This window comes from Caballeronia sp. ATUFL_F1_KS39 (assembly GCF_023630985.1).
Lineage (GTDB): Bacteria > Pseudomonadota > Gammaproteobacteria > Burkholderiales > Burkholderiaceae > Caballeronia > Caballeronia zhejiangensis.
Genome location: NZ_JALQDZ010000012.1, coordinates 1 through 14,430 on the forward strand (window position 1 = coordinate 1; position 14,430 = coordinate 14,430).

The following is a 14,430-nucleotide window of genomic DNA, read 5'->3' on the forward strand; positions in this document are numbered from 1 at the left end:
GACTGGCGCGCCGGATTCTGGCCCGAACCGGCCGCGAGCACTTGGCCCAGGATCACTTCGCTCACCTGATCCGGCTTCACGCCCGCGCGCTCCAGCACGGCCTTGATGACCGTCGCGCCGAGTTCCGGCGCTGCGATTTTCGCGAGCGAGCCGCCGAATTTGCCTACCGCCGTACGCGCGGCCGATACGATCACTACGTCAGTCATTTCAGTTTCCTCTTGGCATCGAATGTTAATGCGGCTACGAACGGTTCCATGCGCTCGCGCGCACGGTCACGCGCCGCTCAGAAGTCGCGTTCCAGCACGTAACGGCCGGGTGCGGCCTCGATCACCGGGTAAGTCTTCGATCCCTGCGCCGCGCCCGCCTTGACCTGCTCGCCCGCGTTCGCGGCGAGCCACTTCGACCAGGTCGGCCACCAGCTTCCGGGATGCTCGGCGGCGGCATCGAACCACGCGTCGGGGTTCTCGGGCAGATGCCCGTCGTTGCTGTCGATCATCCAGAAGCTGCGCTTGTTCTTCGACGGCGGATTGATCACGCCCGCGATATGCCCCGACGCGCCGAGCACGAAGGTCTGCGGTCCGGAGAGAATCGGCGCGGAGGCATAGGCCGATTTCCACGGCACGATGTGATCTTCGCGCGAGCCGTAGATGAAGGTCGGCACCGTGAGACGCGACAGGTCGACCGGCTCGCCGCACACCTTCAGCGCATTCGGCGTCTTCAGCTTGTTCTCGAGATACGTGTTGCGCAGATACCAGACGCACATCGGGCCGGGCAGGTTCGTCGAATCGCTGTTCCAGAAGAGCAGATCGAACGCTTGCGGCGTGCGGCCCTTGAGATAGTTATCGACGACGTAATTCCACACCAGATCGTTCGGTCGCAGATACGAGAACGTATTCGCGAACTCGATGCCGCGCATGAGACCGGCTGGCGCGCCGTTCTTGCCGCCGATCGCCTGCTCGCGCATCTGCACGTGCGCCTCGTCGACGAACACGTCGAGCACGCCGGTATCCGAGAAGTCGAGCATCGAGGTGAGCAATGTCATCGATGCGGCCGGTTCCTCGCCGCGCGCCGCCGCCACCGCGAGCGCGGTCGCGAGAAGCGTCCCGCCGATGCAGAAACCAAGCGTGTTGATCTTGTCTTCGCCCGTGATCTCCTGCACGACGCCGATCGTCTCCAGCACGCCTTGCTCGACGTAGTCGTCCCACGTCTTGTGCGCGATCGACTGATCCGCGTTGCGCCACGACAGGATGAACACCTGATGCCCTTCTTCGAGCGCATAGCGCACGAGCGAGCTTTCCGGCGACAGATCGAGAATGTAGAACTTGTTGATGCAAGGCGGCACGATCAGAAGCGGGCGCGCATACACCTTCGGCGCGAGCGGCTTGTACTGGATCAGTTGCACGAGTTCGTTCTCGTACACGACCGAGCCTTCCGTCGATGCGATGTTCTTGCCGACGAGAAAGCGCGATTCGTCCGACTGCGAAATCTTGCCGCGCTGCATGTCGGCGAGCAGGTTCAACATGCCCTGACGCAGGCTCTCGCCCTTGCTTTCGATGAGCGTCTTCTGCGCGTCGGGATTGAGCGCGAGGAAGTTGCTCGGCGGGGCCGCGGCCGCCCACTGCTGCACCGTGAAGCGGATGCGCTCGCGCGTCTTCGGATCGCTCTGCACGGCGTCGGCGAGTTCCTGCAGATAGCGCGCGTTCAGCAGATACCACGCGGCGGTGAACGCATATGCCGGCGTGGATTGCCATGCGGTGTCGGTGAAGCGACGATCCTTCAGCGCCGACGGATCGATGCTCTGCGCGCCCGCCTGCTTGAGCAACTCGGCGGCATCGCGCGAATAGTTGCTCTGCAACTCGTGCAGACGCTCGGGCGCGATCGCGGCGGTCGGAATCTTCGGCAACGTGGGCAACCCCTGCATCGCCGCGCCGAAGCCCGGCATGCTGCTCGCGAGCTTGGCGAATTCCGCCATGCCGTTCATCTTCGTGAAATCGGGCATCTGCGGCATGGCGCCGGACATCGGAAACGACGGGAATGCCGTCGACGGAAATCCGTTCGGAAATCCGTTGGCGAATGCACTGAAAGCAGCGAACGGCAATGCCGCCGCCGCGGCCGCATCATTCGCGCTATTCGTCTGCTGAGTGAATTTCGACCACTGCGCGGGATCGGCGACGCTGCGCCACGCGTTCAGCCATTGATCGAACGCCTGCTGTACGCCAGTCGTTTCGGCGGATGCTTCTGCCGAGGTGCTGTCGGCGGTACGGGAGCGGGAAGATGAGGAAGTAGATTTGGAAGCCATACCCGCTATTGACCTGTGAGTCTCGGAAGACTTGGATTGCTGATGCAGGCATCGCCGGGCTTTCCTCGACCAGCGCGCAAGTGTTGGTGCGCCTTATGCGCGTGGCAAGTCTGAGCCTTGCTACGCCGTGCCCGATTGATTGAATTCCAGGAACATTCTTGCTCTAGGATGTCAGGCATGTCAATGCTTCGTCCCGATTTTGCCGCAGTGCGATATTTTTTTAATTATCGTTTTCCCCCATGCGAAATGTTGCGTTCGCAAGGGGTTTCGTCATAGGCAAGAAACGATAGTTGGGTATGTTCCAACACTAATGACAATGGTCATTCATTGAGCCAGATCATTGCGGCCATGCGGCCCGTCACGCGATCGCGTCGATATGAATAAAAGCGCTCTTTTTCCGTGACGGTGCAATGCGTGCCGCCGTGAACGCGCGCGGCATCGATGCCTAGATCGGCAAGACGCATACGCGCGAGCGCGTAGATATCGGCGAAATACTTCGCCGGTGCGCCGCCGACGGGACGGAACGCGGCGCTCGTCGCGTCGCGGCGATCCTCTTGCGACGCCGCGATGAAGGCGTCGAGCACGTCTTCGCCCACTTCGAACGCCTGCGGCCCGATGGCCGGCCCGAGAAACGCGTTGAGCGACGAGGCCGGCACGCCCGCGAGCGACGCGACGCGCTCGCCCGTCTTTTCGATGATGCCGCCCGCGAGACCGCGCCAACCCGCGTGCGCGGCGCCGACCGCGCGGCCGTCGTCGTCGCAAAACAGCACCGGGAGACAATCGGCCGTCATCACGACGCACACGACGCCCGCGCGATCCGTCACGCTGGCGTCGGCGCGCGTGCGCTCGCCCTGTGCGAGGCGCTCGATGACGGCGCCCGCCTCCACGACTTCCGTGCCGTGGATCTGCTCGAGCCACGCGGCTTCGCGCGAACCCGTCAACGCGAGCGCGCGGCGGCGATTTTCCTTCACCGCGTCAGGCGCATCGCCCGTGGAAAAACCGAGATTGAGGCCGCCCGCGCCGGGCTCGCCGCCGCCATAAGGCGCATCGCTCACGCCGCCATTACGCGTCGTGACGAATGCCCGCACGCGCGGCGACACGTTCCATTGCGGCCAGAGACAGTCTTTCGATGGCAAATCGGCAGCGTCGCGCGTCATGCTTCGTCGTCCTCGTAATCTTCGTCGTCCCAGTCGCCTTCTTCGCCTTCGCCCATTTCATAGACTTCGGCGAAATCGTCGTCCTCATCGAACTCGACTTCTTCGTCCTGTCCGAAGCCGAGCTCCGCGGCGAGCGTCGCGATGTCTTCGGGAACGTCCGCGCGCCAGTGCACTTCCTTGCCCGTCGCGGGATGGATCAAGCCGAGGCGCCACGCGTGCAGCGCCTGTCGCGCGAATTCGTTGGGCAGCGGCTTGACCGACCGCTTGCCGCGCGCGTGCCCGTACACCGGGTCGCCCAACAGCGGATGCTGGATATGCGCGCAATGCACGCGAATCTGATGCGTCCGGCCGGTTTCCAGATCGCAATGGATCGCGCTGACGGGCTGGCCGTGCCACGTCGTGCGGTCGATGGTGCGGAAATGCGTGCGCGCGGGCTTTCCCGACGCAGTCTTTACCACCGCCATGCGCGTGCGCTCGCGCGGATCGCGGCCGATGGGCGCGTCGATCGTGCCTTCGTCGGGCATGTTGCCCCACACGAACGCGACGTAGCGGCGTTTCACCGTCCGCGCCTGCAACTGCCGCACGAGGTCGGTTTGCGCCTCGAGCGTGCGCGCGACGACCATCAGCCCGGACGTTTCCTTGTCCAGCCGATGCACGATGCCCGCGCGCGGCAGCCCGGCGGCGGCATCGCCGTAACGATGCAGCAGGCCGTTGAGCAGCGTGCCGCTCCAGTTGCCCGCGGCCGGATGCACGACCATGCCCGCGGGCTTGTTGATGACGACGAGCGCCTCGTCCTCATAGACGATATGCAGCGGCACCGGCTCCGGCGCGAACGCGAGCTGCTCGGGCAGAAGGTCGGGGACGAGCGTGATCGTCGCGCCGAGCGGGACGGGCTGGCGCACTTTCGCGCCCGCGCCGTCGACCAGCACGCGCCCTTCCTCGATCCAGCCCTGCAACCGGCTGCGCGAGAACTCGGGGAAGATTTTCGCGAGCACCTTGTCGAGCCGGTCGCCCGCGAGCTCGTCGGGCACGCGGGCCGTGCGGGGCGCTTCGCGAGCCGCGCCGCCGCCCGAATCGGCCTGCGCTGCGTCGTCGGGGGTGGCGCATGGGCTATAATCTTTGAGTTGGTCTTTGGTACGACGAGTACTTGAGCGGGTCATTTGAACGAGATTCGGCGGCATGGATGGACAGCCGCGCCGGAAAAACAGCTAGAACAGCGAAGAATCAACTAGATTCAGCCAGGAACAGCAAGCACTGATGCGAGCCTTCAACACCATTCATCTCTCGATGCGTCAATCGATCAAGTATCTGGCGCTGGCCGCGAGCGTCGCCATCGTCACGGCCTGTCACGGCCTGCCCGAGAAGACCGACGAAACGGCAACATGGAATAACAACAAATTATATACGGAGGCCCAGGACGCGCTATCCGGCAGCGACTGGGGCAAGTGCGCGAAGTATTTCGAAGGGCTCGAAGGCCGCGATCCGTTCGGCCATTTCGCGCAGCAGGCGCAGATCAACGTCGCGTACTGCAACTGGAAGGACGGCGAAACCGCCAACGCCGACCAGGCCATCGACCGTTTCATCAAGCTGCACCCGGATCATCCCGAAATCGCGTATGCGTACTATCTCAAGGGCATGATCCACTTCAACGACGACTTGGGCCTCTTCGGCCGCTTCTCGGGTCAGGACATGAGCGAGCGCGATCCGAAGTCGCTGCGCGAGTCCTACGACGCGTTCAAGGTCGTCGTCGACAAGTATCCGCAAAGCAAGTACGCGCCCGATGCCGCGCAGCGCATGCGCTATATCGTGAACGCGCTCGCATCGCATGAAGTGCACGCCGCCGATTATTACTATCGCCGTGGCGCGTATGTGGCCGCGATCAATCGCGCGCAGCTCGCCATTCGCGAGTACAAGAACGCGCCGGCAACCGAAGACGCGCTGCACATCATGATGCTGTCGTACGAGCGTCTCGATCAGCCGCAACTCGCCGACGACACCAAGCGCGTGCTCGCAGCGACGTTCCCGGACAGCCCGTATGTCACCGGCAAGCGGCGCGCGGGCGCTGACAAGCCTTGGTATCAGATCTGGTAGTCCAGAAAGCAAAAAGCGAAACGGCCGGTTGATCACCGGCCGTTTTTTCATGTCGACGAGAATTGCGAACCCGATGCTTATTCGGCCAGTTCCGTCTTCCACTTCGCGGCATCGCTGAAAAACTCGCGCACCACGTCCAGCTCGCGCGTGCGCTTGAACGGTGGCAGGCTTTGCCAGATGCGCCGGCCGTAAGGCTTGTCGACGAGCCGCGTGTCGCAGATCATCAGCACGCCGCGATCCGTCTCCGCGCGAATCAGCCGCCCCGCGCCCTGCTTGAGCGTGATGACCGCCTGCGGCAACTGATGCACGGCGAACGGGCTCAAACCTTTCTTCGTCAGCGCGTCGAGGCGCGCGGCCAGCACCGGATCGTCGGGCGGCGCGAACGGCAGCTTGTCGATGACGACGAGCGACAACGCATCGCCGCGCACATCGACGCCTTCCCAGAAGCTCTGGCTGCCGACCAGAATCGCGTTGCCATAGGCGCGGAAACGGTCGAGCAGTTCGGTGCGGCTCGCATCGCCCTGCACGAGCAGCGGATTGTCCCAGCCGCGCCGCTCGATCACATCGCGCATGCGATTGGCGATGCGGTCGACCGCGCGCAGCGTCGTGCACAGCACGAACACGCCGCCGCCCGCCGATTCGATCACCGGCAGCGCGGCATCGAAGACGGCATCGGTGAATTGCGGCGACGACGGCTGCGGCAGATTGCGCGGCACGTACAAAAGCCCTTGCGACGGATAATCGAACGGGCTCGGCAGCGTCATCGAACGGCGCGCGTTGAGGCCCATCTGCGCCGCGTAATGCGTGAAGTCGCCGCGCACCGAGAGCGTCGCGGACGTGAAAATCCACGCGCGCGGCACGCCTGCGCGCTGCTTCGCGAAGATCGGCGCGACCGAAAGCGGCGTTTCGTGCAACTGCACCGTGTGCGAAAACACCTCGATCCAGCGCACCATTTCGTTCGGCTCTTCCTTCGCGGCCTCTTTCGCGACGTCCTCATCCGCGACGACGGCGCGTTCGAGCGATGTCGGCGGCGTCGTCCAGCCCGCGAGCAGATCCTGCAACTCGCGCGCGCGGCGCACCAGCGCCTGCAACGATTCGGCACGTTCCGCATGCGAGGACAGCGCCGCGGCAAGCGCCGAAAGATGCGTCTCGAGCGTGTCGAGCGCCTCGAAGATCGGATGGTCGTCCGGCAACTGGCCGAGCGACAGACGCACCGAATCTTCCTTGAACGCGAGCCGCACGTCGCGCGCGGCGCGCTCCAGCGCCGCGCCGAGCTTGGTCCAGTCGGCGGCGTCACGCGCGTGCGACAGACCTTCGGCGACGGTATCGCGGGCGAGTTCGAGCAGTTGCGTCGTCGAAAGCGTCTCGCCGAAGAAGAGTGTCGCGGTTTCGGGCAACTGATGCGCTTCGTCGAAGATGATCGTGTTCGCCGTCGGCAGAAGCTCGGCCATGCCGGTGTCGCGCAGCATCACATCGGCGAAGAACAGATGGTGATTCACCACGACGATGTCCGCCTGCTGCGCCTCCTTGCGCGCCTGCATCACGAAGCATTCCTTGTAGTGCGGGCATTCCTGACCGAGACAGTTGTCGCGCGTGGACGTGACCATCGGCCAGACGGGTGAATTCTCCGGCACGCTCGCGAGTTCGGCCTTGTCGCCGGTGCGCGTGATCTTCGCGAAACGGACGATCTCCTGTAGATGCGACGTGTCCTGGCGCGTCGGTAGACGGCCGTTGTCCGCGGTGCGCTCCAGATAGTAGTGACACAGATAGTTGGCGCGGCCTTTGAGCATCGCGACCGAAACCGGAACGGCGAGCGCGTCGCGCACGGTCGGAATGTCGCGCTGAAAAAGCTGATCCTGCAGATGCTTCGTGCCCGTCGACACGATGACCTTGCCGCCCCACAGCATCGCCGGCACGAGATACGCGTAGGTCTTGCCGGTGCCCGTGCCCGCCTCGACGATGAGCGTGTTCTCGCCGCCGTCGATAGCCGCCTTCGCCGTCGCGATGCCGATGTCATCGGCCGGCTGCTCGTCGGGCGCATAGGGTTTGTCGGACGGGCCGAGCTTGCGCGCGGGGCGGCGCTGCGCCTCGAACATCGCGGGCTCGGGCATTGCGCGGCCGGACGCTTCCATCGCGGCGGCGACGGAACGCGCCATTTCGATCTGCGATGCACGCGGCCGATAACCGTCGATCGCGCGTGCGAGCAGACCTTGCCCGGAAAAGATGGCGTCCAGCTCGACGCCGCGTTTATCGGTCAGCGCGAGCGGCGCGTTCGCGTCATCACTGGGTTGTGCGGGTGAGTTCAAGGCGTGCTAAATCCTGCGGGTTTCGGCGCGGCCGCGCACGCGAGGCGCCGTCGCAGCACGCGCTCGCGGCGGGCACGCGGCGTTCAGTGCGCGTCCGAGTCAAGCTGCAATTGCAGCAGGAGAATGGTGTCTTTCACCTTGAGCTTGCGCTTTTTCAGGCGCCTCAGCTCGAGGTCGTCGATGCCGGACATCTTGTCGATCAGCGTGTCCAGACTGTGATGCTCGTCCTGCAACTGCGCGATGCGATCGCGCAGCAGGGCGGCATCCATGGCGGGTTGTCGGGGTGCGTGCGGGGATTCACTAAAGCGCTGCTGCATGCTCGCCTCCTTTCATCCACTTGGCGCGGGCCCGTTCGACGAGCCCGACTGCCCTATTTACCTTGCTGCTGTTGTTGCTGCTGCTGCAGTTTCAATTGCTCCTGGCGCTGCTGCTCTTGCTGCTGCGCCTTTTCCTGCGCTTTTCTCGCGGCTTCTTTCTGACGCGCTTCGACTTCCGCGCGATGCTGCGCGGCTTCCTGCTGCTTCTGCTCGTAGCGCTGCGCCTTTTGCTCGCGGTCCTGCGCGTCCTGCACGCCGCGCGCGCGCGCTTCGTCGAGTTGCTTCTGGTAGTCCGCCTGCTTGCGGTCGTACGCCGCCTGGTTGGCCGCGCGTTGCGGCGCTTCGGCTTCGCGCTGGGCGGCGGCCAGCGCGTTCTGACGTTGCCTGTCCTCGTAGGCCTGCTGGCTCGCTTTCTCGTTCGCCGCGCGCTGCGGCGCTTCGGCCTCGTATTGCGCCCGCTTGATCGCCTTCTGCTGATCGCGTTGCTTCGCCCGCTCGGCGCGCTGCTCGTCGTCGAGCGCGAGCTGTTCCTGGCGGATTTGCTGGCGCGTCTCGCGCATCTCGTTGCGCGCGTTGTCCAGACAATGATTCACGAAGAACTTGCTATAGCAGTCGTGCTCTTTCACGCCGTAGCGGTAGTTGTTTTCCTCGGTGCGCCGGTCGAGCACCTTCTGGCGCTGGGCGAAATCGGCTTGGAGGGAATCATCGGCGCTTGGCTGAGCCGCTGCATCCGGGGCACGAGCACTCACGGACGTGTCCGGATCGACGGGCTTGGCGGCTTGAGCGAGCGCGCGCTGCGGCGCGAATGCGCCCGCTGCGCAAAGCAGCAAAACCGCCGCGGCAACCGGCACGTTTGGAAGGCGAAAGTTGGGCAAATGGATGGACGGCAACGTGATAAAGAATCAGGCGCAAAACGGCTCGTGCGATGCCCAAATTCTATCACCGCACGCCGGAGCGCTTCGCCATTTATGGCAAAATCCCCCGCTTCAGCAACCCGGTCCGAACCTGGCTCGTCACAGCGTCACCCGCCCGCGGCGCCTCGCTTTCGCGAAGCCGCGCACACGGCGCGGATCTCGCCGGCGAGCCGCAGACAGCGCAGAATCATGACGGAAACCGTAGCACTCAAGATCGTACAGCGCATTGCCACCGAACTCACCGTGCAGCCGCGCCAGGTCGCCGCCGCCGTGCAGCTTCTCGACGAAGGCTCGACTGTCCCGTTCATCGCCCGGTATCGCAAGGAAGTCACCGGCAATCTCGACGACACGCAACTGCGCACGCTCGAAGAGCGCCTGCTCTACTTGCGCGAACTCGAAGATCGCCGCGCGGCCATCCTGCAAAGCATCGACGAGCAAGGCAAGCTCACCGACGAACTGCGCGGCGCCATCGAAAGCGCCGACAGCAAGCAGGTGCTGGAAGACCTCTATCTGCCGTACAAGCCCAAGCGGCGCACGCGCGCGCAAATCGCCCGCGAAGCCGGTCTCGAGCCGCTCGCGCAGGCGCTCCTCGCCGATCCCACGCTCGATCCTCAAACGGAAGCCGCGAAATTCGTCGATGCGGAAAAAGGCGTCGCCGATACCAAAGCCGCGCTCGACGGCGCGCGCGACATCCTCTCCGAGCAGTTCGGCGAAACCGCCGAGATCCTCGGCAAGCTGCGCGAGCATCTGTTCAATCAGGGACTCGTCATGTCGAAGGTGGTGGACGGCAAGGAAGGCGAGGAAGGCGAAAAATTCCGCGACTACTACGACTACAGCGAAACGATCCGCACCGTGCCGTCGCACCGCGCGCTCGCGCTGTTCCGTGGCCGCAACGCAGGCGTGCTGAGCGTCAAGCTGGGCTTGGGCGAAGAACTCGACGCGCAGATTCCGCATCCGTGCGAAGCGATGATCGCGGGCCACTTCGGCATCGTGAACCGCTCACGCGCCGCCGACAAATGGCTCGCCGACGTCTGCCGCTGGTGCTGGCGCGTGAAGGTTCAGCCGCATATCGAAACCGAACTGCTCACGCAATTGCGCGAAGAAGCCGAGCACGAAGCCATTCGCGTGTTCGCGCGCAATCTGAAGGACTTGCTGCTCGCCGCGCCCGCGGGTCCGAAGGCCGTGATCGGCCTCGATCCGGGCCTGCGTACGGGCGTGAAGGTGGCGGTCGTCGATCGCACCGGCAAGCTGCTCGCGACCGACACCATCTATCCGCACGAGCCGCGCCGCGACTGGGACGGCTCCCTCGCGAAGCTCGCGCGCATCGCGCAAGCCACGCAAGCGGAACTCATCTCGATCGGTAACGGCACCGCCTCGCGCGAAACCGACAAGCTCGCGAGCGAACTCATCGCGAAGCATCCGGAACTGAAGCTGCAGAAGATCGTCGTGTCGGAAGCGGGCGCGTCGGTGTATTCGGCGTCCGAACTCGCCGCGAAGGAGTTTCCGGAACTCGACGTCTCGTTGCGCGGCGCGGTTTCCATCGCGCGGCGTCTGCAGGATCCGCTCGCGGAGCTCGTCAAGATCGAACCCAAGGCGATCGGCGTCGGCCAGTATCAGCACGACGTGAATCAGCGCGAACTCGCGCGTTCGCTCGATGCTGTCGTCGAGGATTGCGTGAACGCGGTCGGCGTCGATGCGAACACGGCCTCCGTCGCGCTGCTCGCGCGCGTGTCGGGACTGAACGCGACGCTCGCGCGCAATATCGTCGATTTTCGCGACGCCAACGGGCCGTTCCCGTCGCGCGAGCATCTGAAGAAGGTGCCGCGTTTGGGCGACAAGACCTTCGAGCAGGCAGCCGGTTTTCTGCGCATCAACAACGGCGAGAATCCGCTCGATCGCTCGTCGGTGCACCCGGAAGCGTATCCCGTCGTCGAGCGCATTCTCGCGAAGATCAAGAAGCATATCGGCGATGTGCTCGGCAAGCGCGAAGCGTTGACCGGTCTCTCGCCGACCGAATTCGTCGACGATCGTTTCGGCCTGCCGACCGTGCGCGACATTCTCGCCGAGCTTGAAAAGCCGGGCCGCGATCCGCGCCCCGAGTTCAAGACGGCGACGTTCAAGGAAGGCATCGAGAAGATTTCGGATCTCGTGCCGGGCATGATCCTCGAAGGCGTAGTGACGAACGTGGCGGCGTTCGGCGCGTTCGTGGATATCGGCGTGCATCAGGACGGCCTCGTGCACGTTTCGGCGATGTCAACGAAGTTCATCAAGGATCCGCACGAAGTCGTGAAGGCCGGTCAGGTCGTGAAGGTGAAAGTGCTGGAGGTAGACGTGAAGCGCCAGCGCATCGCCCTCACCATGCGTCTGGACGACGACTTCGCTCCGGCTTCATCGGGCGCGGGCGGCGGCGCGGGTTCGCAGCGCGGCGGCGGTCAGGATCGTCGGTCGGGTCAGCGTCCGCAACAGCGTCGCGAGCCGGAACCGGCCGGCGCGATGGCAGCGGCGTTCGCAAAACTGAAACGATAAAGCCTCACGGCGTCAGCAAAAAACCCCACGTCTTGCGACGTGGGGTTTTCTTTTTGCGCTTCGCAACGACGCAGCGTCAGATTTCGATCTTCGTGCCCAGCTCCACCACGCGATTTGCGGGAATGCTAAAGAAATCGGTGGGCTTCGCCGCGTTCTGATGCATCCACGCGAACACGCGCTCGCGCCACACCGACATGCCCGGCAGTTCCGTCGGCACGACTGTCTCGCGCGCCATGAAGAACGACGTGTCCATCAGTTCGAAGGTCATTGCGTGGGTGCGCGTGATCTGTTCGAGCACGGCCTTCACGTCCGGCGTCTCGTTGAAACCGTACGCCGCCTTCACGAGGAACAGCCCGCCGCCGATGTCCTTCACTTCGAGACGATGCGCGTCGTCGACATAAGGAATGTCACGCGTCGTGAAGTTCATGAAAATGGTGCGCTCGTGCAGCACCTTGTTGTGCTTGAGATTGTGCAGCAGGCTCACGGGCACGAGCGAATCGCTGCCGGTGAGATAGATCGCCGTGCCCGACACGCGATGCGGCGGATGCGCGAGCAGGCCCTGCAGAAACGGCATCAGTGGAATGCCGTCCGCGGCCGTGCGGTCCTTCACGATCATGCGGCCCTTGTACCAGGTCATCAGCAGGAAGAAGAGCGCCCCGCCGATGCACAGCGGCAGCCAGCCGCCCTGCTCGACTTTCAGCAGGCTCGCGCCGAAAAAGCCGATGTCGATCATCAGGAACACGGTGATCATCCCGCCGACAAGCCAGCGGTTCCAGCCCCACAGATTCACCATCACGACCGACACGAGGATCGTGGTCGTCAACATCGTCGCGGTGACGGCCAGACCGTACGCGGCGGCAAGATTCTCCGAGCTTTTGAAGCCGATGACGATGCACAGGATGATGAAAAGCAGCATCCAGTTGACGAGCGGAATGTAGATCTGGCCGATCGCGAGCTCCGAGGTATGCAGGATCTTCATGCGCGGCACGTAGCCGAGCTGGATCGCCTGGCTCGTCAGCGAATACGCGCCGGAAATGACCGCCTGCGATGCGATCACCGTCGCGACCGTCGACAGGATCACGAGCGGCAGCAAAGCCCAGTCGGGCGCGAGCAGGAAGAACGGATTCTCTATTGCCTTCGGATCGTGCATCAGCAACGCGCCCTGGCCGAAATAGTTCAGCAGCAGCGACGGCATCACGAAGCCATACCAGCCGTAACGGATCGGCTTCACGCCGAAGTGACCCATGTCCGCGTACAGCGCTTCCGCGCCGGTCAGCACGAGCACGACGGAGCCGAGCACGATATACGCCTGCAATACGTGCTGCGCCATGAAGGAAATCGCGTAGTACGGATTGAGCGCGACGATAATGCGCGGCTCGATCACGATATGCGCGGCGCCGAGCACAGCGAGCGTCGCGAACCACACGACCATGATCGGGCCGAAGAGCTTGCCGACCACCGCCGTGCCGTGGCGCTGAATCCAGAAGAGCAGGATCAGGATGACGATCGTGATCGGCAGCACGTAGGGCGTGAGCTTGGGCGCCGCGATCTCCAGACCTTCGACTGCCGAGAGCACCGACATCGCGGGCGTGATGACCGCATCGCCATAGAACATGCATGCGCCGAAGATGCCGAGCATCATGAGCACGCCGGAGACCTTGCCGGCCTCTCTCACGCTGCGCAGCGCGAGCGTCGTCATTGCGAACACGCCGCCTTCGCCGTTGTTGTCGGCGCGCATGACGAAGAGCACGTACTTGACGGCGACGACCATGACGATCGCCCAGAAGAGCAATGAGATGACGCCGAGAATCGACGCCTCGGACAGGCCGATGCCGTGCGACGGGCTAAAGGCTTCCTTCAATGAGTAGAGAGGACTCGTGCCGATGTCGCCGAAAACGACGCCGATGGCCGCGAGCGCAAGCGAGGGCAATGGTTGTTTATGCTCGTGCGCGTGAGTCGTGTTAGTCATAAAAGCGAGATATCCGTCCAGAGCGGAAAGAAACGAACGCCATTCTATCTAACGTCGCACGCCAAGATGCCGTCTCTCGTGTTGCTGCAGCGCCACGAGAGACGCGATTGAGAGTGTAGCATCGCGCCTCGCACGCGTCGGCAAGCGCGTCGGACACAATCCTTCGCGCTTCGCTGTTCGCTGCAGCCAATGAAAAACGCCGTTGCGCCCGGCTTGGTGCCAGGCGAACGGCGTTATCGGCGCGAACGGTCAGGCCGTGGCGCTCAGCCGCGGCCGTTTTGCGTGCCGCGCTTGATCCATGCGCCGAGGTTGTGCGGACGGACCGTGTCCCACTCCTCGAACGGCTGATGAATCCACGGATTCGTTTCAAGATGCTGAACGTGATAGTCGGGCTTGACCTTGGAGCATGCCTTGTACCAGAGCACCGCGGAGCGCACGGCCGTGATCGCCGGATAACGTTCCTTCAGATGCTCCTGCACGCGTGCGAGCGTGACGCCCGAATCGACCAGATCGTCGACGAGCAGCACGTTGCCGGACAGATCGCCGCGCGTCATCGTGATGTATTGCGCGATGTCGAGATCGCCCTGCTCCGTGCCCGCCGCCTCGCGGTACGAGCTCGTTGCGAGAATGGCGAGCGGCAGGTCGTAGATGCGCGAGAGCTGGTCGCCCACGCGCAGGCCACCGCGCGCGAGGCATAGGATCTTGTCGAACTTCCAGCCCGACTCGTGCACCTTCAGTGCGAGCAGTTCGATCAGCCGGTGGTATTCATCCCAGCCGACCCAGAGGTTCTTGTCGTCGTTGCGCGGGTCCGTCATCGCGATCATGGTGAGGCTCTTTCAAATGCTTAGGTT

12 protein-coding genes are annotated in these 14,430 nt (G+C 63.9%); 3 read left to right on the plus strand and 9 right to left on the minus strand.

Annotated features, from left to right (window positions below; all coding sequences use genetic code 11):
- Window positions 1-206, minus strand: a 206-nt coding sequence (locus NCR93_RS07745; RefSeq protein ID WP_502799847.1) for a thiolase family protein, incomplete at its 3' end; no start/stop codon positions are given.
- A 77-nt stretch (window positions 207-283) separates the two neighbouring features.
- Window positions 284-1,972 (minus strand): class I poly(R)-hydroxyalkanoic acid synthase, encoded by a 1,689-nt coding sequence (gene phaC, locus NCR93_RS07750; RefSeq protein ID WP_250532196.1) that lies wholly within the window; start codon window positions 1,970-1,972, stop codon window positions 284-286.
- Here phaC and NCR93_RS07755 point away from each other — a divergent pair.
- A complete protein-coding gene (locus NCR93_RS07755) occupies window positions 1,971-2,141 on the plus strand; it encodes a hypothetical protein (RefSeq protein WP_239295302.1) in 171 nt (56 codons plus the stop codon). The two genes, phaC and NCR93_RS07755, sit on opposite strands and share 2 nt — an antisense overlap.
- A 478-nt stretch (window positions 2,142-2,619) precedes the next feature.
- Here NCR93_RS07755 and pgeF read toward each other — a convergent pair whose 3' ends face one another.
- Together pgeF and NCR93_RS07765 are read right to left on the minus strand one after the other, a co-directional pair.
- The gene (pgeF, locus tag NCR93_RS07760; RefSeq protein WP_175982253.1) at window positions 2,620-3,456 is read right to left on the minus strand and encodes a peptidoglycan editing factor PgeF; all 837 of its coding nucleotides are present in this window, start codon (window positions 3,454-3,456) and stop codon (window positions 2,620-2,622) included.
- Window positions 3,453-4,616 (minus strand): RluA family pseudouridine synthase, encoded by a 1,164-nt coding sequence (locus NCR93_RS07765; protein ID WP_081851903.1) that lies wholly within the window; start codon window positions 4,614-4,616, stop codon window positions 3,453-3,455. Before NCR93_RS07765 ends, pgeF begins: the two co-directional genes overlap by 4 nt.
- A 97-nt stretch (window positions 4,617-4,713) precedes the next feature.
- Here NCR93_RS07765 and NCR93_RS07770 point away from each other — a divergent pair, with 97 nt between their 5' ends.
- The gene (locus NCR93_RS07770; protein WP_008349407.1) at window positions 4,714-5,547 is read left to right on the plus strand and encodes an outer membrane protein assembly factor BamD; all 834 of its coding nucleotides are present in this window, start codon (window positions 4,714-4,716) and stop codon (window positions 5,545-5,547) included.
- Between the two features lie 77 nt (window positions 5,548-5,624).
- Here NCR93_RS07770 and yoaA read toward each other — a convergent pair whose 3' ends face one another.
- From yoaA to NCR93_RS07785, 3 genes are all read right to left on the minus strand, one after another.
- Window positions 5,625-7,853, minus strand: a complete 2,229-nt coding sequence (yoaA, locus tag NCR93_RS07775) for a DNA repair helicase YoaA (protein WP_250532197.1) — start codon at window positions 7,851-7,853, stop codon at window positions 5,625-5,627.
- An 83-nt stretch (window positions 7,854-7,936) separates the two neighbouring features.
- The gene (locus tag NCR93_RS07780; RefSeq protein ID WP_008349403.1) at window positions 7,937-8,122 is read right to left on the minus strand and encodes a DUF465 domain-containing protein; all 186 of its coding nucleotides are present in this window, start codon (window positions 8,120-8,122) and stop codon (window positions 7,937-7,939) included.
- Window positions 8,123-8,223: 101 nt separating this feature from the next.
- A complete protein-coding gene (locus NCR93_RS07785) occupies window positions 8,224-9,060 on the minus strand; it encodes a flotillin family protein (protein ID WP_051996708.1) in 837 nt (278 codons plus the stop codon).
- A 213-nt stretch (window positions 9,061-9,273) separates the two neighbouring features.
- Between NCR93_RS07785 and NCR93_RS07790 the strand changes: the two genes are divergently transcribed.
- Complete coding sequence (locus tag NCR93_RS07790) at window positions 9,274-11,610, plus strand: Tex family protein (RefSeq protein WP_008349400.1); 2,337 nt, start codon at window positions 9,274-9,276, stop codon at window positions 11,608-11,610.
- Between the two features lie 76 nt (window positions 11,611-11,686).
- Here the strand turns inward: NCR93_RS07790 and NCR93_RS07795 are convergent, their stop codons facing one another.
- The gene (locus NCR93_RS07795) at window positions 11,687-13,579 is read right to left on the minus strand and encodes a potassium transporter Kup (RefSeq protein ID WP_033536381.1); all 1,893 of its coding nucleotides are present in this window, start codon (window positions 13,577-13,579) and stop codon (window positions 11,687-11,689) included.
- Between the two features lie 263 nt (window positions 13,580-13,842).
- Window positions 13,843-14,403 (minus strand): phosphoribosyltransferase, encoded by a 561-nt coding sequence (locus NCR93_RS07800; protein ID WP_008349397.1) that lies wholly within the window; start codon window positions 14,401-14,403, stop codon window positions 13,843-13,845.
- Window positions 14,404-14,430 lie beyond the last annotated feature (27 nt).